Here is a 17310-nt window from a genome sequence, read left to right on the forward strand (position 1 = left end):
GCCTACCTCTGCAGGCCCCAAGTGCCCTTCATGCGGAGGCTGGCCACCAGCGCCCGGGCGGCCACCAAAAACACGGATCGTACTGCTGGGTAGCAGCTTCAGGCGGCATGTCTCTCGAACGGGGAGGGACGCCTGGCTCGACGTCCACCGTGGCGGCTAGGAAGGCAAGGCAGGCCCCACTTGCTGGCAGCCAACGGTTCCCAGCGAGGCCGTCCACCCGTGCTCCCCAAGGAGGAGAACGATCATGACCGCTGTAATCCCCGAGGCATCAACGGCGACGCCGCCCCCAGGCGGACGGTGCATCTCCACCGCTCCCACAACTCTCGCCTCCGGACCCACTCCAGTCTCCTGGCAGCAACTCCGCGCGATGAACGATTCGTACTGCGGCGTAACGACCCTGTTGGTCGAGGCCGGGATCGGCTTACACAAGCTCCTCAAGCGCGATGGCGGCTTGGACCTCAAGCTCGCTTACCTGCTTCTCCAGGAGTTCGTGATCCAGCCCGTGGACGAACGAGCATCAGATGAGGCCGAGAACGAGGCGATCGCGTGACCACCGATATCGACCTTGACGCACTTCCTCCGGACACCCTCGTCGCCGAGAACGGTCAGATCACCCCAATCGGGGAGCTGGTCATCGCGAAGACGGCCAAGGAACTGGCCGACGCCTGCCGACAGGCTGACGACCCGCAGGCCGCGCTCCAGGTGGTCCTGGAACTCATCCCCAAGTACATGACGGAGATCGTCAGCCGGCGCACCAGCGTCGCCCCCAGCCCGCTGCGCGCCGCCCTCACCGGCCTTGTCAGGTGCGAGGAGTGTCTGGAGCGACGCCCCGGCCGCGACCCACTGACTGGCGATCGGATGGATGGCCAGCCGGACACCGACGACACTTGGTCCGACCGCCTGCCGTGCACCCAGCAGCACGGCCACAGCAGCAACCACCGGGACGTCCTTGGGCGGAACTGGCGACGAGCGGAGATTTCGGTATGACGATCCTCACCCGTGAGCGACTCTTCGCCGCGTCGCTCCACTTGCGCCAAGGGGATGCCCAGCAGGCGAAGGCCGTCATGCTGCGCCGTGACGGGGACCGCTTCATCGCCGTCTACGACCCCGAGCGGGCCTCTCTCGACACGGCAGCCGTGCTCACCCGCGCCCTCCTCTCCTCCAAGCGCATCACCATCTCCGAGGTAATCCTCGAAGGCCACGACCCGGACCTGACGGCCTTGTACCGTGCTGCCTCGAAGCTGCTCCCAGACGTAGAGATCACCAGCGGACCGCGGATCACGGAACCGACAGTGAAGGTGTGCAGCCAGGACCCGACACAGGCGACGTACTTCATCCCCGAGGGCTGGGACCTGTCCGACGCCCTCGACAGGCTGCCCGCCTTGTTCGCCAGCGCCCGGCCGGAGGTGGCCCGCCATTTGAATCGCATCGAACAGGCGAAGAAGGACTCCGGCGGGAAGATCGACCGTGCCCTCGACGTAGTGGCCATGCTGATCCTTAAGACCGACGATCCGGACGGCGTCTGGGACGAAGTGCTGCAGTTGCTCGACCAGGTCGAGACCAAGCAGGCGACGGCTGACACACCCGCCACGGCGGCCTGATCTCCCATGCAGGTCGATCCCTAACTGCCAGCCCTGCTGCAGTCAATTCGGACTCCGCGCTGTAGCGACCGTATCCGGATGGCAGAACACGTTCGGCGGACACGTCGGTCCAGCGGGGCCGACTGACCGACTGTGCCCCCGCAAACTGGGCCCTCGTATTGCTGGCGACCTCGCTCCCGGTCGGGTCGATCTACTTCGGGTCGGACCTCGTAGCGAAGGTGCTGCACCACACCCCCGCGTCGGCCGACTCCGCCGAAGCAGCCTCTGCCCAGTCGGGGCCCCAGCAAGCCGACCAGCAGGCCGCACGGTCGAGGTCTGACCAGGCGAAATCGGCCCCCGAGCAGCCGACCGAGTCGACCCCTGTGAAGGTCGCCAAGGCGCCCGCGACGGGGCCGGCCGAGGCCGACGAGTCGACCCGCGCTACCCGACCGCCCCGGTCGGCCACCGTGTCGGAGTCGACCGTAGCCGCCCCGCGTCAGGCGACCGGTCGGGTCCCCGCCACCGCCGAGTCGACCGCCGACCGCACCCGCCCTCGTACCCGGACCGACGCCCAAATCCTCGACGAGGCCCGACGCCTGACCGCCGACTGGAGCGACGACCGGCTGACCGCCAAGCGCCTGCGCGAAGAACTACGGATCAGCCAAAAGCGCGCCCCCTTCGTGCGCGACCAGCTGAAGGCCGAGCGCACCGGCCAGGCCGAGCCCGCCGCGAACGACGGCTTCGAGGCCGAGCCCCTCGACGGACTCGACGAAGCCGCCTCCCAGCGGCACAGGGAACTCGACACAGCCCCCGTCGGCACCGTCTGACCCCGCAAACGCACCGATCACCCCACGCTTCCGGCTCACCCCGTGGCCCCGCGCCGACAAGCACAGGGGCACGGGAGCAAGCACAGCGAAGCACCCAACACCCCACGGAGACCCACCCCATGCACGAATCGCACCACCAACTCCCCACGCCCCAGCAGGAGATAGCTGCCACCCCAACCCCAGACAGCGCAGCCAGACAGCGCAGCAAGTTGTCGGATAAGGAGTCCTTACCCGGCCCGCGCCCTGGAGGGGGCGGAGGCGCCCGGCGCAGGGGCGCCGGGATCGGTCGGCCCGGGGGAGCCGACCGAGGCAGGGGGCGCTGAGCAGTCGTTCAGCGTGCCGCAGCAGCCTGCACCGCGTCGCCGTCTGCGTGACAAGCAGCTGCGCGAGCACCGCGTCCATCCCCGTGACAACGACAGCGAGATCGCTCTCGTGAAGAACGCCGCCGCCCTGAGCCGCATGCAGCCCGGCGGCTACGTCGCCGAGTGCGCGCTCGCCGCCGCCCGCGCCGACGACCCCACCGCCGCCGTCGCCGACTACCGCGCCATGGTGCAGACGCTGATGGCTGCCAACGGGCAGCTCGGTTTCATCGGCAACAACCTCAATCAGCTCACCTGGCACCTCAACAAGGACGGTGCCTGGCCCCACTCCGACACCGCCCAGCGGCTCCTGGAGCGTGTCGAGTCGTCCATCGCCGAGGTGGACACCGCCGTCGCCCAGATCACCGAGGGGCGGTGAGCCCTTGATCCCGAAGATCATCCTCGGCAAGGGGCCAGAGGCCACGCGCCGCACGATCGGCTACCTCTTCGGCAAGGGCCGGGCCAACGAGCACATCGACCCGCACCTGGTGGCCTCCTGGAACGACTTCGCCCCCGACCCCGGCCGCAGCCCCCACCGCAGCCCCAAGGAAGTAGAGGCGCAGCTCGTCGCGCAGCTCGACCAGCCCGTGAAGATGCTCGGCGACAAGGCACCCAAGTACACCGTGTGGCACTGCCCGGTCCGTGCCGCACCCGAAGACCCGATCCTCACCGACGCCCAGTGGGCCGACATCGCCCGCCGGATCGTGGCCGCCGCCGGCATCGCCCCCGCAGGCGACACCGAAGCCTGCCGCTGGGTCGCCGTCCGCCACGCCGACGACCACATCCACATCGCCGCCACCCTCGTACGGCAAGACGGCCGGCGCCCCCAGCGCGATTACGACCAGCGCGCCGTGCAACGCGAAGCCCGCCAGATCGAAGTCGACTACGGGCTGAGGCGGTTGAAGCCGGGCGACGGCACCGCCGCCAAACGGCCCACCAGCAAGGAGCACTTCAAGGCCAAGCGCCTGGGTCAGGACGCGACCGCCCGCGAGATGCTGCGCCTGCGGGTCCGCCGCGCGATGGCAGCTGCCTCCACCGAGGCCGAGTTCTTCGCCCTGCTGGAGGCCACCGGCGTGACCGTGCGCCTCAAGCGCGGCCCCTCCGGCGACGCACTCGGCTGCAACTTCGCCCTGCCCGGCGACACCAACGACAAGGGCGAGCCGGTCTTCTACGCGGGCTCCACCCTCGCCCCCGACCTCTCCCTCCCCCAGATCCGCCGACGCCTCGCCACCACCAGCCCCGAACCGGTTACCGTCCGGCCGGGCAACCCCTGGCACCAGGCGACCGCCGCCACCGAACGCATCCCGCACCACCTCACCCGCAGCAGCGACGACGTGGCCCAGGGCCAGCTAGCCGCGCTCGGCGCAGCATTCGACCTGCTCCCGCTCACCGCCCCCGCCATGGTGCGGGCCGAACTCGAACGAGCCGCCGTCGCCTTCGAGCGCGCCACCCGCTCCCGCATCGCCGGCGACGACGCCAGTGCCCGTGCCCTGCGCCGCAGCGTCCAGGCGATCTGGAAAGACCCCACACAGCATGGCGACGGTGCCGGGCTGGCGATGCTGCTGGACGTCGCCCTCACCGCGGTCGCCTACGCGATGCACTGGCACCGCACCCGCCAGCACGCCCAGCAGCAGGCGGCAGCCGAGCAGACCCTCATCCACCTGCAGGCCGCGTACGCGCAGGTCGCCGGCCCGGTCCTGACGGACCTCGCACGCCGCTCCCCCAACCTCCAGACCAAGCGCCGCTACGCCCACCACCTCCAGCAGGCGGTACCGGAACACGCCGAGCACATCCTCAACGACCCCGCCTGGGACGCACTCGCCACCGTGCTCGCCGAGGCAGAAGCAGCAGGACACAACCCGGCCACCGTCCTCGACCAGGCACTCGGCCAGCGCACCCTGGACGACGCCCACAGCCCCGCCCGCGCACTGACCTGGCGCATCCGCCGCCTCGGCGAACGCCACGCCCCCAGCCCATTGGCTGCGGCAGCCAGGGCTCGCAGCACCACACCACACCCCGCCGCTCCCATCCAACCAGCGGCAGCCCCTCCAGCGCCACATCCGTCACCAGCACGGCGGCGCTGATCACCCCCGCGTCCAGCCGCCACCTTCACCGACACCGATCACACGACACCGCACAAGGAACCGCCCATGCCCCAGCCCTCCGTCCGCCCCCATGTCGTCGTCCTCCTCACCGAAGTGACCAGCACCCCCCGCGATGACCACTCACTCATCAATCGCCACTACGGGACCGCGTTCACCGACGCCGAGCGCGACCTCATCTGCACCGCTACCCCGGCGGAGATAACCGCCGCGATCGCGCAGCGAGAGCTTGAGAACGAGTGGGTGCGCGAAACCAACGAGATACATAAGGCCCTCTTCGACCTGGTCACGAAGTACATCGACCAACTCCCCGAGGGCGCCCTGTGCAGCAACATCTACGCCCACATGACCGACGAGGACTACGCGGAATGCGACCGCTTGGCCAGGATCGTCGCCGCACGAAACGGCTTCGATTACCCCGCCGAGGACGAAGACAGCTGACCGCACGCACGCCAACGGCGGCCCACCCAGTGGGCCGCCGTTGCGGCAGGACCGGAGCGGCTTGCCGATTCACCCCGCAGACCTCACCACCATGGCCTTGGCAACCGCCTTGCGCACGTGGGCATCGACAAGACCCGGGCTACCCGAGACCACAACGACCACCGTCCCGATGCGGACCGCGTGGAGGTTCCGCGTTCCGATGTCATATGGCGAGTCCGTGAGCTGTGCGTTCCGCTGAATCCGCGCTCTGTGTCACCTTGATCGTTCCGGGGTTCGTGTCACTTCCCCGGACGGTGTCTCGAAAGCGAGCGGTTCTCCTTCAGCGCGACCTTCAGTTCCTCTTTGGTCTCCTCCAACGCCTCTCGCAGCCGATCACGCTCGGCCTCGGTCTCCCGCAGCCGGGTCATGCTCGCCTTGAGTCGGTCGCTCTCCGCGCGCAAGGTTCTGAGCCAGGACAATCCCGATCAGTTCCGTGACCGCGTGCCGCTGCCGCACGCCGACCGCTCTGATCCACCCAACGACAACCCTGACGAAGGTGAAGACGATGGCGATGACTGGAACCCGGAGCCGCCCGGAACGCGTCCGGCTCCGCCACCAAGCGCCCGACCAGAACGGCGTGGAGGGCCTCGCCGTAGGCGTACTTCTTGGTCAGACGAAGCCAGCCCTCTTGCGACGCCGGGGATCTGGGTAGCCGAACACCTCCGTCGGCCATGGTTCCGACTCCCTTCTCCCGGTATGCGCCAGGGGCGGCGTCTCTGGGACGGTCGGGGAGGTCGGCCGAGATGGCGAGGTGACGGGGTTCGGTGTCACGTCCTCGACGGTCGGGGAGGTCGGCCGAGATGGCGAGGCGACGGGGTTCGGCGTCACGTCCTCGACGGTCGGCGCGGTGAAGTGACGATATTGCCTGAGGTTCTCGGTGTCCGGGTACGGGCGACGCCATGGCTTGCGGGAGCCGATGAAGTGGAGCACGAAGGCACGTCGCTCCTGATCTCGGTACGCGTCGTACTCCGTACCCAGTCGTGGCGGCCAAGCCTCGGGCGGGATGTCGCGGAAGTCAGTCATCGGGAACACGTTCCAGCGCGGATCCAGCTCGATCCATCGACCGTGCGTGAGCGCGTTGAGCGCATCTTGCTCCAGACAGACCGGGACCTGATCCTGGCTCGCAAGCCAGTGGAGGGCCCGCTCGGTCAAGCTCTCCCGACGCCACTGGCGGAGGTTGCACAGCATCACCCCGGCATTGAAGTAGGGCGCGTCGGGCGCGAATCGTCCGCTGCCGCCGTCTGCCAGCGCCTCGTGGAGGTTGGGACGCCACATGTCCCGCACGGCCGCGAGGGGGCTGTCACCGAGGTCCGTCGCGAACAGCTCTGTCACGTCTCGCATCAGCACGACGTCCACGTCCATGTACAGCACCACGTCGTCCGGCACCAGCTCTGGCAGGAACAGGCGCGCGTACGTCGCGCCGGTCAGATAGCGCAGCAGTGGCAGGTCGGACAGGTCGCGGCGCAGACGGACGATCTCCAGATCGAGGAAGAGGGACCTCGCGTGCTCGACGACCTTAGCGCTCGGTGAATCGTCCGTCATCAGTGCCGTGATACGCACACCGCTCTTCGGCGGCAGGAAGCGGGCCAGCGACGACAGCATGTTGCGTGCCGCCGATGCGTACTGACCATCGAACGCGATCGCTATGCGCAACCCCCGACCCCCATGCCCCACGTGTGCGATCTAGGAACCAATACGCTAAGGGGCGGTCGAGTGACGGTCAAGGCGGTCAAAAGGGGGTGCGACCTGTGGCGCGAGCGAGCGACATGGCGTCGGCGCCGGGCAGAGGCGTGCTCATTTGCAGCACACCGAGGGCAGGGACTCACCTGCTGGCTGGTCTGCTGGAGAGCACGGGTTTGTCGGGGAAACCGGGGGAGTATCTGTACAACCGCGTTATTGAACTGGACGGTGAGAACATCCCGATCGGTCCGGCGCACCGGACGCAGCCGGACCAGCTACGAAAGCTGATGCGGATCGGGACTTCGGCCAACGGCGTGTGGGGCCTGATCGTCATGGGGTCGTACCTGGACGAGATCGTCGCCGGGCTGCAGCGATACCAGTCCGCGAGTGGAGCGAGCTGGCGCGAGGTGATCGAGCGCGCCTTCGACCGCCCGGTATATGTGTGGAACCGGCGGCTGGACACGGCGGCACAAGCGGTGTCTCTGTACCGGGCGCTGGAGACCGACGTCTGGTATGCCGACGACGTTCGTGGCGTGGGCGCTGACGTTCCCTATCGTCGCAACCGGATCGCGCACTGGGAACACATGATCCGGGAGCAGAACGAGGAGTGGACGCGCCGGTTCTCCGACAGCGGGATCACGCCGATCACGGTGACGTACGAGGACGCGCTGGCGGACCCGGAAGGTGTGGTGGACCGGATCCTGGACAGCGTGGGGGTCGCGCGAGGCGACCGGCCGGTGCAGCCGCTCACGCGCCAGCAGGGAAACGACGTGAGCTTGGAATGGCTGGCCCGGTACCGCCGGGACGGTTCAACGTGACCGCAGTCTCCGCGATCCAGTCCCGGTACGCCCCGCGCCCCGGGCACGTACGGACCTCGCCGCCGATGACGAGCGGCTGCTGGCAGCGCATCATCAGTCCGGCCACCTCCCGCCGGGACGGCACCCGCAACTCCGGCGGCAAGAAGTCGACCGCCACAGCTTCCTCCGCAGCCGGAGCCGTTGCCGTCGGCTCGGGCGCGTCGGGCCACGGCTGCGTGGCCTGTAGCTGTAGGAGCAACTCATAGCCCGCGCGCTGGGCTTCACGGAACGCGCGGTCCTCGCGAGCACGTCGAAAGAACAAGATCTCTTCCTCTCTGTCTTCTGGCGGGCACGGCATGTGCGTCCGCTCATGCGGATATCGGCGAGCCGCCCGCCAGCGGATCCTCTGGAACAGGGGTCGTCAGCTGAGGCGGATGACGGTGAGCCGGCCCTCGGCGCCCTCGGGCACAGTGCGGCGGGGCACCGGAACCGGTGAGGCGAGTGAGGAGGCGAACGCGGCGACCAGGTCGTGCGGGACACTGGCGCTGAAGCTGGCGCACCACAGATACGGGGCGCCGAGAACCGGTTCCGCCCATGCCTGCCAACCCACCAGGTCGGGGCGCGGGTCGGCGTCCTCGATGAACGGCGGCACCATCTCCAGGGAGACGCTGCAGGAGAATCCGGGATCCATCGCGGTGGTGCGGGGGCGGTCAGCGTCGCGAAGCCAGCCGCGGGCAGAGAGCGCGCTGAGGACGGTCTCGGGCCCCTCGAAGCCGACGTCGGGCGCCCTGCGGCTGTCGATCTCCACGAGGAGATCGGCGAGCGCCTCGTACGGGACACCGGCGGTGAAGTACGCGTTCCACGCGGTCATCACCGAGGCGGCATGAGGGCGGGCGCTCAGCTGCCAGGCCACCGGCAGGCCGCCCAGCTCGAACGGGTAGGCCGCAAGGACCCACTCGGCACCCCACAGCCCGTCCGGGCTGACGTACAGCAGGGTGCGGCGGGCGGTGGGCCACATGCGCCAACCGAGGCCGGACAGGGTGTCGCCGATCCGCTCGGCAAGCGCATCGTCGTCGCCGGCCAAGTGGCGCGGGGTGACCCAGTACACCGGGCCCGGTGGTTCGGGGCAGAAGGGATCGCTGGGATGGTGCGGGGGCAGGGGCGCCTCCATAGGCTCGCGGACAGGTCCACCACGGTGATTGACCTGGGGATTCAGAAGGTCGTCCACGTTGACATGCTTGTTCGCCGAGCACCAGTGGTTGCCGGGGCTTCCCTGTCTGCCTCCGGCGAACTGGTGATCCTTCGACGTGGACCGCATCCACTCGTCCTGCCGCTCGACCAGGTTTCACTGCTCCGGTCGCTGCCCGAAGTCCTGGCAAGTTTCGGCAAGTTCCTGGCTTGAGGGCTCCGTCGCGGGCAAGCTCTGGCACAGAGATCGTTACCGGCATCCGAGGAGGACATCATGGCCCTCCGTAAGCTCGGTAAGGACCCGGAGAGTCCCAGTGGCGGCTCGCCCACCATCTACCTCGACGAGGAGAACGGTGACCGAGTTGCACGTCTAGCCATCCAATGGTGCAGGGCCCTGCGGATCACCGCATCAAGTCGACAAAAGCGCAGCTCAGAGAGGGTTGCGGCGCTAACCCTCCCGTCGCTCATTCTCAGCGCGCTGTCGGGAATGCCCGCGGTCCCCAGAAGGGGTGGAGCCCCATCGGCGCTCCGCTCGTGCGTGCTGCGCGCACGCCCTACTAAAGCGGTGGTCGGTGCCAGGCCCATTGGGCTCGAAGTACTGACCGGCGTGCGCCCGGATCGCCTGACGCCAACGGCCATGCGCCCTGCCCTGCATGGGCAAGGTGCCCCAGGCTGGATGCCCGAACTCAAGGCGGATCAGTGGGAGGGGAAGGACCGTGGGTGAGTGGAAGCAGGGCAAGTGTGGTTGGCCGACGGATCGAGGCAGCTGCCGCAACAAGACGATGAAGGACACGTCGCGTTGCTACCTCCACCAAGGTGGCTGGACGAAGCGTGGCCAGGCCGAGCTAAAGAAAAGGGCGAGCAAGCGCCGCAAGAAGTGAGCCGAAGTCGCGGGGTGAGTGTCTCACTGCGTGACAACGTCGACGGACGAGCACGGACGTCTGTGGACCGTCAGTGCAGGTGAGCGCCACACCAGCCCAAGGCCAGGCGCCCGATCAAGTTGCTTCGGGACGAAGAGGTCGAAACGCAATGCTCCCCTACCGCGGCTCCCTCCTCGAGGGTCGCTCGGACGCACGTCATCCAGCAGCGTGGCGGAGGCCGGCGGTGGTGCAGCGAGGCACACGCGCGCCTGATCGGTTGGCGCCGCCGCCGTCGTGGCGGACTGTCGTCGGCTGCGGCACAACGAACCCGCGTCGATGCTCGCCACGATGTGATCGCGAGTGTCGGTGACGGGTGCTACAACGGCCGCATGACGTACAGATTCACGGCGCAGCTTGCTTGCGGTCTCGACGAGGCGGACCAAGGCGACTGTGTCATGGCGGGGGTGGCCGAGTCGGACGACGAGGCGGCGTTCTCCCTGCTGTTCATGTGTGACTTCGACGAGCCCGACTCGCAAGAAGTGCGTCTCGGCATGGACACACACTGCCTCGTCACACCCGACCAGGGCACCGCCTACGGCTGCGTACGCGAAGTGGAACTGGACGGCGACGTACTGCGAGTGACACTGGACCCCTCGTCGCTGGACGCCCTCGGCTTGGCCGATCCCGTCGTCGAGGCCTTGCTCAGGGCGCCGGTGGCCGACGTGACACGCATGCTCGAGGTACTGCCGCGCACCCTGGCCTACGGGCGCCCGGAAGCCCGCCCAAGACTGATCAGGCTGTAGGGAGTTCAGCGGCCGAGTACAACAACCGAACCCGCCCGAGGATGCCTTCGGAGGGTGGCATCCCGACCGGTATGAACGCGGACGGCTGTTCTCATCGGAGCCACATATCAGAAGGCTTCCGACATCCACTGCTGACATCAACGACACCGGACGAGGGCGTACATCAGCACCCCTGTCCGGCCGTCGCACCAGTGGACGACAGCCGCCGCAGCGGGTTCGGATCGAACTCTTGAAACGGGTGTCGCAGGTTCGAATCCTGCCGGGGCACCAGGGGAAACGGCCCGAGCCGATCATGGTCCGGGCCGTTCCGACACGCGCCGTTGTGGCGGGCTTTCGTCGGCTGAGGCCGAGAACGGGCCGCGACGAAGGTGCCGGTCCGGCCGTCCGCCGAACGAAGCCACGCACCGGCAGAGCTGGGGGCCCCTGCAGAGCCTCAAGGCCGTTGTGCGGCCGCCCGTAGGCGAACGCGTGACCCACTCCGTGCGCCGCTCTGCCACCGAGCCCAGGGCGCCGATCTCTCGTTCACTCGTTCGGCACCTGGGGGTGTGCGAAAGCATCTGTGTCCACCTAACGTCGCTATGTGTGTCCAATCGCTACGCACAGTGGTTGGCCCCGAAATCCGACGTGACGGATGAACATCCCTCGCCGCCATCCGGGCTGCCAGTACCTGTGGGTGGCCTCGTCCCGTTGACGGGGCCCCTGCGGCGTCCCGGTCCCCAATCACGAGGAGGACTTCCATGGCTCGAATCACTCGCTCGACGCTGGGCCGCTTCGGCTCCCGCCCCCGTTGGTGGTCGCTCAGCGTTGCACTGCTGCTCGCGATAGGCGCGGCGCCGTTGCTGTTGTCACCAGTCAGTGGGCAAGCAAAGGCGGAAAGCCCTAAGGCGGCCAAGGCCGCCTCGAGCAACACCATTCCTCGGTCCGCCCACACCGGAGGTGGGATTGCGGAGCTGACGAAGTGGGAGTACGCGTCCGTGCCGCTGCTCGTCCACGCCACGAAGCAGATTCTGGACACCTGGGGCGAGGACGGCTGGGAGCTCGTCCAGGTCGTGCCCGGGCCGAACAACCCCGAGCAGCTGGTGGCCTACCTGAAGCGGCCGAAGTTCGCATGAGAACCGACGCGCCATGACCTGGCGACGGACCCGTCCATGGGGCGAGCGTCCTCCGTCGCACGGCAGTCTCGGTTTCCGTCTCATTCAGCGTCGTTCACAGCCGTTCAGGCGAGACCCGGAACTGTCCCCGCACCGGCGGTCGGCCGCTCATGAACGCAGGTGAACACCCCCGCACGCTGCCCAACATCCCACCACCACAGTGGGAACGCGTGTTCGGGGCAACCCCTCACGAGTTCGAATCTCGTATCCTCCGCCAGTGCCTCACCGGGCACGATGTCGAAGGGCCCCCTGGAAACAGGGGGCCCTTCGTCGTTGTCCTCAAGCGCCGTTGTCCTGGTCTTTGTCCACAGCGAGGTTTTCCGGGGCTCCCCAGATGGCGTGCTCGATCTTCCGGGCCGCTCCCCCGGGCTCCCGTCCCATGATCGAGTCGGCCACGACGTCAGGGACCCCGAGGACCAGGAGGACGGTCTCGGCGGTGTGCCGAGCGTCGTGAAGGCGGCCGTTCCGAACGCCGGCGTCCCGGAGAAGCCGCTTCCGGATGTGGCAGTCGGTGTTCGGGCTCAGCGGCCCGGGAGTCGGCCACCGCCCGGAGCCGGCTCGTCGAACTGTGCGGGAGAGTCCCTCAGGAACATGCCGCCGGCTCCACAGCGTTCAGCCCGCGGTGAGGCCGGAGAATGCTTCGGTCGTGAGCTCCTGGAGCTCGGCGAGCGGGACGTCGCGGAGATGCTGTGTGAGCCCCCACCGATGACCGAAGGGGTCGAGCAGCTGACCTTCTCGCTCGCCCCAGAAGGTGTTGCTCAACGGACGAATCACGGTGGCCCCGGCATCGACGGCCCGCTGCCAGGTGTCATCGACATCGTCGACATGCAGGTAGACGGCACCGTAGGTGCCGCCGAAGTGCTGCGGCCCGAAGGACTCCATCTCGGGGAACTCGTCGGCCAGCATCAGGGTGAGCGTCCCGATGCGGACCTGGACGTGGATCAGCCGGCCGCCGGGTACCACCAGCCTGGTGAGCTCCGTGGCTCCGAAGGCCTGTCGGTACCAGGCGGATGCCTCGTCCGCGCCGCGAGCGGTCAGGTGCAGGGTGTGGGAGCTGAACGACATCGGTGCTTCCTTCCTGAGATATAGGTGCGGCCGGTTCGAGCACGGCATCGCAGCGCGCCGACGGCCCGACCGATCGACGGCCTTGCCGCGGGAGTCGTCAGGCTCGAGGTCGACGCGCGCCTCAGCTGCCCCATGACTGCAGCTTGTCCGGGTTTCGAATCGCCCAGATACGTCGGATACGGGACTCGTCGATGTCGAACGCGTACACGGTCAGCACCTCACTGCCGTTCACCGCGACGAGCCCCGGTTGGCCATTGACGGTCCGCTCGAGGAGGTCGAGCCGGCCCGCGAGACCCGCCAGGTGTACCAGCAACTCCGCGACCCGAAGGTGGCCCTGGACCGGCACCGGCGAGGCCATCGCGCGACCGCCACCGTCGGCGATGGCGACGACCGACGGGTCGAGGAGTCGTACCAGGGCATCAACGTCCTTGGCCTGCCACGCCTGCCGGAACTCACCGACGATGGCAGAACGCCGCCGCGCCCGTACACCTCGGGTGCGGGCAGCAGCCACTCGTCGACGACCCGACGAGGCGAGTTCGCGGCAGGCACCCGGCGTGCGGCCGACGATCTCCGCGACCTCGTTGAACGGCACCCGGAACACGTCGTGCAGCATGAAGGCGACGCGCTCGGCCGGCGTCATCGAGTCGAGCACGACCAGGAACGCCATCTCGACGGACTCGTCCAACGTGATGTCGTCGGCGGGATCCCTCGCCGTCGATCCGTGGGAGAGCTCGCTCCACTCGGCCCGCGCCGGCAGCGGCTCCGGAATCCACTCACCGACGTACCGCTCGCGGCGCATCCGCGCCGAACGGAGCTGGTCCATGCAGATCCGGCTCACGACAGTGGTCAGCCAGGCTGCGGGATTCGCGATGGCGTCCCGGCGCTCGACAGGTTGCGCGAACCAACGGGTGTACGCCTCCTGGACGGCATCCTCCGCCTCGGTCAGCGAGCCGAGCAGCCGGTAGGCGATATTGGCGAGGTTGCGCCGCTCCGCCATGAGCCGCTCGTCCGCAAGGTGCGCCGGAGCGTCTTCGTTTCCGCCTGTGATGTCCATTCGGTCAGCGCCTTTCGCTCGCCACGTACGAACCCTCCTGCGAGATACGACGGATCAGGCCCCGCGAACGTCAGCGGGCGACCAACGGCCACCCGTCTCCTGACGATCGGGGCCACTGCCGCGTCGGTGTGGGCGTTGGCACAGCGGTCGGCCACAGCGGCGACCGCGTGCCCATGGTTCGCCCCGATCTCGCGACAGGAGAACGCATCATGACCAAGATCGGCATCATCATCGGCAGTACGCGTCCGGGACGGCTCGGCACGCAGGTCGCCGGGTGGGTCCACGACGTCGCGGCGCGGAGGTCCGACGCCGAGTTCGAGCTCGTCGATCTCGCCGAGTTCCGGCTTCCGCTCTTCGACCAGCCGGTTCCCCCCGCCATGGGCGGAACCGGAGGCCCCGAGGCGAGGGCCTGGGTGCGCACGATCGACAGGCTCGACGGATTCGTGTTCGTCACGCCGGAGTACAACACCCAGCTCCCCGGCGCACTCAAGAACGCCATCGACTTCGTCTACGCCGGCTGGGCGAACAAGGCCGCCGGGATCGTCGCTTACGGCGTCGCGGGCGGCGCCGGGTCCGCGGCCCAGTTGCGGCAGATCTGCGGTCTGCTCGGGCTCGCGGACGTGCCGTCCCAGGTCTCCCTTCACCTGGCCACGGACTTCGAGAACTTCACGGTGTTCACTCCGAGTGAGTCCAGGGCGCGCTCGTTGGAGGAACTGCTCGACCGTGTCGTCGCCTGGACCGCGGCACTCGAGCCCGTGCGAAGTGCCCGCGCGGTGTCCGTCGCCTGAGCCGCCTCCCCCGAGGGACAACCGATTGAGACCAGAAGGGAGAGGATCGATCATGCCTCATCTCACCGTCCATGCTCTCGAGCCTCAGATCACCGGGCACGAGGACGACCTCATCGCCCGGCTCACGGACGCGGTCACCTCCGTCTACGGAGAGTGGGCTCGCAACCTCGTGGTCGTACAGCTCGCGGGACTCGCGGTCGGCCGCTGGGCCGTCGGCGGGGTCGCGCGCCATGAGTCAGCGCCGACCGTGACGCTCGCCGTCCGGGAAAAGTCGCTCACCCGGTCCGACGGGCCGCGGATCGCGGCCCGGCTCGTCGCCGCGGTGACAGACGCGGTCGCCATGGCGCTCGGCGAGCAACATCGCGGCAGGATCGTCGTCGACCTGGTCGCCACACGCGACGACCGCACCGCCGTCGGCGGCCGTCTCGTGGGCGAGGCGGTGAGGAGTGAACCGGACGAGCTGAGGGACCGCTTCGAGATCGAGGCGCTCCGCGCGGAGTTCACGGACGCGGCGATGATGAACGACCACGATCGACTTGCCTCACTCTTCATGCCGGACGGCGTTGTCCGAATTCCGGACGCCGGCATCGAGGCCGTCGGCCACGACGGCATTCGGGGTCTCGGGCAGCGACGTGAGGCCGGCTTCGAGGTCTTCGCCCAGACGACCCACCCCGGGGTCGTCTCACTCTCAGGAGACACCGCAACCGGCCGCGCCTGTCTCTCCGAGGTCATCCGGACGCGTGGTGGCGCCTCGCACCTCAATCACGCGATCTACCACGATCGCTACCGGCGCACCCCGGACGGCTGGCGCTTCGCTGAACGCGTGTATGAGATTCGTTACCTGGACTCGACACCACTCGCCGGGAGTCCTGGTGGATCCGTCGCGGATCACGGATAGTCGCATTCCGCGCAGAACTCGTCACTGAGGTGTCGAGCGGCGAGGACCGGCTCCGGGTCCGGCCCGACCTCTCGGAGCATGCCGACACGACTCCCCCAAGAGAAGCGCGTTGTGGCAAGCCGGATCTTGTTCGAGTGGCAGCAGGTGATCATCTGGACGGAGGTTCAGGTGCGGCCGTGGGCATGAACCGTCCGTCTTTCGCCCGCACCGGCCGGCCCCCGCTTCTCCAGCGGACAGGCACGGTGCCGGATCTTCTCCACCTCGTCCTTGATCTCCGCTTCCCGGCCTGCTGCCCGCGTCAGCTCCACCGCGTTCACCGGGCACGATGTCAAAGCCTCACTGTTGGCGGGGCCCTTCGTCGTTGTCCGTCTCGCGTGGGGTGTCGTTGTTGCGGTGGTGGGGCCGCGGTGGCAGTGTCTCCTCCCCGGTACGGGCGGGCCCCGTGCCGGGGAGGAGGAAGTGGTGGGTTACGGGTACATCGGGTCGATGAAGGCAAAGCCCGGGTTTCGCGACGACGTCGTCTCCATTCTGTTGAGTGGTGCGGACGGGCTTCGTGAGGCCGGGTGCCATCTCTACGTGGTGGGTGTGGCCGACGACGATGACGTGACGATCTGGGTGACCGAGGTCTGGCAGAGCAGGGAGCACCACCGTGCTTCGCTGGAGTTGCCGGAGACCAGGGCCGCCATCGGCAGGGCGATGCCGATGCTGACGGGGGAGTTCACCGGGCAAGAGGTGTCCGTCCTGGGTGGGCTGGGGGTCTGAACGTCGTCGCGGCCGCTTCCCCGACTGGTCTGCGTATGCGCCGAGGGGCCCCACCGTGTGTGGTGGGGCCCCTCGGCGGATGCGCCTCGCCGGTGTTCCGGCGCGGGCCGGCGGGCGGGGCCGGTACAGGTCCTCCGATCAGCCGCCCTGGCCGGCGCTGCCCATGGGGCCGACCGTGACCGTGCTGCCGGAGCCGTCCGTGACGGGGAGCGAGGCGGCGCCCGGCCAGTCGAGGGTGACCGACTTCGTCTCGTCCGGCGGGGTCACCACGAGCCCGGTGATGCGGACGCCAGAGCCGCCCGAGTCGTTGACCGGGTAGGAGACGTAAAAGGTGTCGTGGTCGCCGTTCTTGAGGACGACCGCGGGGGCCGCCGCGCCCTCGCGCTTCGCCGACACCGTGCCCGCGCTGGTCTTGAGGTCGACGCCCGCGAAGCCCGCGATCGTGCAGGACTTGCCACTGGTGTTCGTGAACGTCACATTGACGGTGTTCTTCTCGTCGCCGGTGACGGTGGCGTCGTTGGCCGTGATGTCCAGGCCGTCGGTGCGGCACTTGCCGATGCCGCTCTTGGCCGAGCCGTTGCCGCCGGTGGCGGCCTGCCCGCCCGAGTTCTTGCCGCTGGATCCCTTCGCGGAACCCTGAGCCGAGCTGTCGTTCGAGCCGCTGTGCGCCGAGCCGCCGTTCGCGCTGCCGCCGTTCGAGGAGGATCCGGACGACGCGGCCGACCCTGCGCCCTGTGCCATGGCGTTGTCGTCGTTCTGGCAGGCCGTGAGCGAGAGGCCCGCGGCGAGGGCGAGGGCGGCGATGGTGATCTTGTGAGCGCGCATGGTGTCTTCCTCGATGTCGGTCGGTGGTGCCGGTGGGGTGCCCGTCCGTCGGTACGAGCGAGCGTTTCTGATCACCTAGAGCGGGTCCGGC

19 protein-coding genes and 1 pseudogene are annotated in these 17310 nt (G+C 68.5%); 13 read left to right on the plus strand and 7 right to left on the minus strand.

Translation table 11 applies throughout. From position 1 onward, the window contains the following. The first annotated feature begins 244 nt into the window (after window positions 1-244). The 7 genes from QFZ64_RS17095 to QFZ64_RS17125 all read left to right on the plus strand — a co-directional run bounded on the left by QFZ64_RS17095 (window position 245) and on the right by QFZ64_RS17125 (window position 5309). Window positions 245-550, plus strand: a complete 306-nt coding sequence (locus QFZ64_RS17095; RefSeq protein ID WP_307066660.1) for a hypothetical protein — start codon at window positions 245-247, stop codon at window positions 548-550. After that, window positions 547-987 (plus strand): hypothetical protein, encoded by a 441-nt coding sequence (locus QFZ64_RS17100; protein WP_307066662.1) that lies wholly within the window; start codon window positions 547-549, stop codon window positions 985-987. The genes QFZ64_RS17095 and QFZ64_RS17100 overlap by 4 nt, the downstream gene beginning before the upstream one ends. Beyond that, window positions 984-1601: a hypothetical protein gene (locus tag QFZ64_RS17105; RefSeq protein ID WP_307066663.1), complete on the plus strand. Its 618-nt coding sequence runs from the start codon at window positions 984-986 to the stop codon at window positions 1599-1601. The genes QFZ64_RS17100 and QFZ64_RS17105 overlap by 4 nt, the downstream gene beginning before the upstream one ends. 158 nt (window positions 1602-1759) lie before the next feature. Next, the gene (locus QFZ64_RS17110; protein ID WP_307066665.1) at window positions 1760-2407 is read left to right on the plus strand and encodes a hypothetical protein; all 648 of its coding nucleotides are present in this window, start codon (window positions 1760-1762) and stop codon (window positions 2405-2407) included. A 336-nt stretch (window positions 2408-2743) separates the two neighbouring features. Next, window positions 2744-3145 (plus strand): plasmid mobilization relaxosome protein MobC, encoded by a 402-nt coding sequence (gene mobC, locus QFZ64_RS17115; protein ID WP_307066668.1) that lies wholly within the window; start codon window positions 2744-2746, stop codon window positions 3143-3145. 4 nt (window positions 3146-3149) lie between these two features. Beyond that, the gene (locus QFZ64_RS17120) at window positions 3150-4850 is read left to right on the plus strand and encodes a relaxase/mobilization nuclease domain-containing protein (RefSeq protein WP_307066670.1); all 1701 of its coding nucleotides are present in this window, start codon (window positions 3150-3152) and stop codon (window positions 4848-4850) included. 66 nt (window positions 4851-4916) lie between these two features. After that, complete coding sequence (locus tag QFZ64_RS17125) at window positions 4917-5309, plus strand: hypothetical protein (RefSeq protein ID WP_307066672.1); 393 nt, start codon at window positions 4917-4919, stop codon at window positions 5307-5309. 278 nt (window positions 5310-5587) lie between these two features. On the opposite strand, the gene QFZ64_RS17130 is transcribed toward QFZ64_RS17125, so the two are convergent. Both QFZ64_RS17130 and QFZ64_RS17135 read right to left on the minus strand, forming a co-directional pair. Next, window positions 5588-5767, minus strand: a complete 180-nt coding sequence (locus tag QFZ64_RS17130) for a hypothetical protein (protein WP_307066674.1) — start codon at window positions 5765-5767, stop codon at window positions 5588-5590. A gap of 190 nt (window positions 5768-5957) precedes the next feature. Then, window positions 5958-7001, minus strand: coding sequence for a glycosyltransferase family 8 protein (locus QFZ64_RS17135; protein ID WP_307066676.1), 1044 nt, complete (start codon window positions 6999-7001; stop codon window positions 5958-5960). Between the two features lie 95 nt (window positions 7002-7096). Here QFZ64_RS17135 and QFZ64_RS17140 point away from each other — a divergent pair, with 95 nt between their 5' ends. Next, on the plus strand, window positions 7097-7846 hold the full coding sequence (locus QFZ64_RS17140) for a Stf0 family sulfotransferase (protein ID WP_307066678.1): 750 nt from the start codon (window positions 7097-7099) through the stop codon (window positions 7844-7846). Between the two features lie 400 nt (window positions 7847-8246). Here QFZ64_RS17140 and QFZ64_RS17145 read toward each other — a convergent pair whose 3' ends face one another. After that, window positions 8247-8996, minus strand: a complete 750-nt coding sequence (locus tag QFZ64_RS17145) for a DUF317 domain-containing protein (protein WP_307066680.1) — start codon at window positions 8994-8996, stop codon at window positions 8247-8249. A 1266-nt stretch (window positions 8997-10262) separates the two neighbouring features. Between QFZ64_RS17145 and QFZ64_RS17150 the strand changes: the two genes are divergently transcribed. Further along, window positions 10263-10676, plus strand: a complete 414-nt coding sequence (locus tag QFZ64_RS17150; protein WP_307066682.1) for an Imm10 family immunity protein — start codon at window positions 10263-10265, stop codon at window positions 10674-10676. 950 nt (window positions 10677-11626) lie between these two features. Further along, on the plus strand, window positions 11627-11788 hold the full coding sequence (locus QFZ64_RS17155; RefSeq protein ID WP_307071739.1) for a DUF4177 domain-containing protein: 162 nt from the start codon (window positions 11627-11629) through the stop codon (window positions 11786-11788). A gap of 318 nt (window positions 11789-12106) precedes the next feature. Here the strand turns inward: QFZ64_RS17155 and QFZ64_RS17160 are convergent. The 3 genes and pseudogenes from QFZ64_RS17160 to sigJ all read right to left on the minus strand — a co-directional run. Beyond that, window positions 12107-12367, minus strand: a pseudogene (locus QFZ64_RS17160) (site-specific integrase); the annotation flags it as partial. 72 nt (window positions 12368-12439) lie between these two features. Further along, window positions 12440-12892: a glyoxalase/bleomycin resistance/extradiol dioxygenase family protein gene (locus QFZ64_RS17165; protein WP_307066683.1), complete on the minus strand. Its 453-nt coding sequence runs from the start codon at window positions 12890-12892 to the stop codon at window positions 12440-12442. A gap of 121 nt (window positions 12893-13013) precedes the next feature. Further along, window positions 13014-13946 carry an RNA polymerase sigma factor SigJ gene (gene sigJ, locus QFZ64_RS17170; RefSeq protein ID WP_307066685.1) on the minus strand — a complete coding sequence of 311 codons (933 nt, stop codon included), beginning with the start codon at window positions 13944-13946 and terminating at the stop codon, window positions 13014-13016. Between the two features lie 209 nt (window positions 13947-14155). Here sigJ and QFZ64_RS17175 point away from each other — a divergent pair, with 209 nt between their 5' ends. The 3 genes from QFZ64_RS17175 (at window position 14156) to QFZ64_RS17185 (ending at window position 16394) form a co-directional block, all read left to right on the plus strand. Further along, entirely contained in the window at window positions 14156-14734 is a 579-nt protein-coding gene (locus QFZ64_RS17175) for an NADPH-dependent FMN reductase (protein ID WP_307066687.1), read from the plus strand. 52 nt (window positions 14735-14786) lie between these two features. Continuing rightward, window positions 14787-15632 carry a nuclear transport factor 2 family protein gene (locus QFZ64_RS17180; protein ID WP_307066689.1) on the plus strand — a complete coding sequence of 282 codons (846 nt, stop codon included), beginning with the start codon at window positions 14787-14789 and terminating at the stop codon, window positions 15630-15632. Between the two features lie 267 nt (window positions 15633-15899). After that, window positions 15900-16394: a putative quinol monooxygenase gene (locus QFZ64_RS17185; RefSeq protein WP_307066691.1), complete on the plus strand. Its 495-nt coding sequence runs from the start codon at window positions 15900-15902 to the stop codon at window positions 16392-16394. A 138-nt stretch (window positions 16395-16532) separates the two neighbouring features. Here QFZ64_RS17185 and QFZ64_RS17190 read toward each other — a convergent pair whose 3' ends face one another. Further along, a complete protein-coding gene (locus QFZ64_RS17190; protein ID WP_307066693.1) occupies window positions 16533-17219 on the minus strand; it encodes a DUF4232 domain-containing protein in 687 nt (228 codons plus the stop codon). Between the last annotated feature and the right edge of the window lie 91 nt (window positions 17220-17310).

It is taken from the genome of Streptomyces sp. B3I8, assembly GCF_030816915.1.
Lineage (GTDB): Bacteria > Actinomycetota > Actinomycetes > Streptomycetales > Streptomycetaceae > Streptomyces.

What these genes read in the sequence shown, in the direction of transcription:
- QFZ64_RS17145 (WP_307066680.1), bottom strand. Translation starts at nt 8,996, where the DNA reads ATGGAGGCGCCCCTGCCCCCGCACCATCCCAGCGATCCCTTCTGCCCC.
- QFZ64_RS17095 (WP_307066660.1), top strand. Translation starts at nt 245, where the DNA reads ATGACCGCTGTAATCCCCGAGGCATCAACGGCGACGCCGCCCCCAGGC.
- QFZ64_RS17105 (WP_307066663.1), top strand. Translation starts at nt 984, where the DNA reads ATGACGATCCTCACCCGTGAGCGACTCTTCGCCGCGTCGCTCCACTTG.
- QFZ64_RS17190 (WP_307066693.1), bottom strand. Translation starts at nt 17,219, where the DNA reads ATGCGCGCTCACAAGATCACCATCGCCGCCCTCGCCCTCGCCGCGGGC.
- QFZ64_RS17175 (WP_307066687.1), top strand. Translation starts at nt 14,156, where the DNA reads ATGACCAAGATCGGCATCATCATCGGCAGTACGCGTCCGGGACGGCTC.
- QFZ64_RS17165 (WP_307066683.1), bottom strand. Translation starts at nt 12,892, where the DNA reads ATGTCGTTCAGCTCCCACACCCTGCACCTGACCGCTCGCGGCGCGGAC.
- sigJ (WP_307066685.1), bottom strand. Translation starts at nt 13,946, where the DNA reads ATGGACATCACAGGCGGAAACGAAGACGCTCCGGCGCACCTTGCGGAC.
- QFZ64_RS17125 (WP_307066672.1), top strand. Translation starts at nt 4,917, where the DNA reads ATGCCCCAGCCCTCCGTCCGCCCCCATGTCGTCGTCCTCCTCACCGAA.
- QFZ64_RS17150 (WP_307066682.1), top strand. Translation starts at nt 10,263, where the DNA reads ATGACGTACAGATTCACGGCGCAGCTTGCTTGCGGTCTCGACGAGGCG.
- QFZ64_RS17180 (WP_307066689.1), top strand. Translation starts at nt 14,787, where the DNA reads ATGCCTCATCTCACCGTCCATGCTCTCGAGCCTCAGATCACCGGGCAC.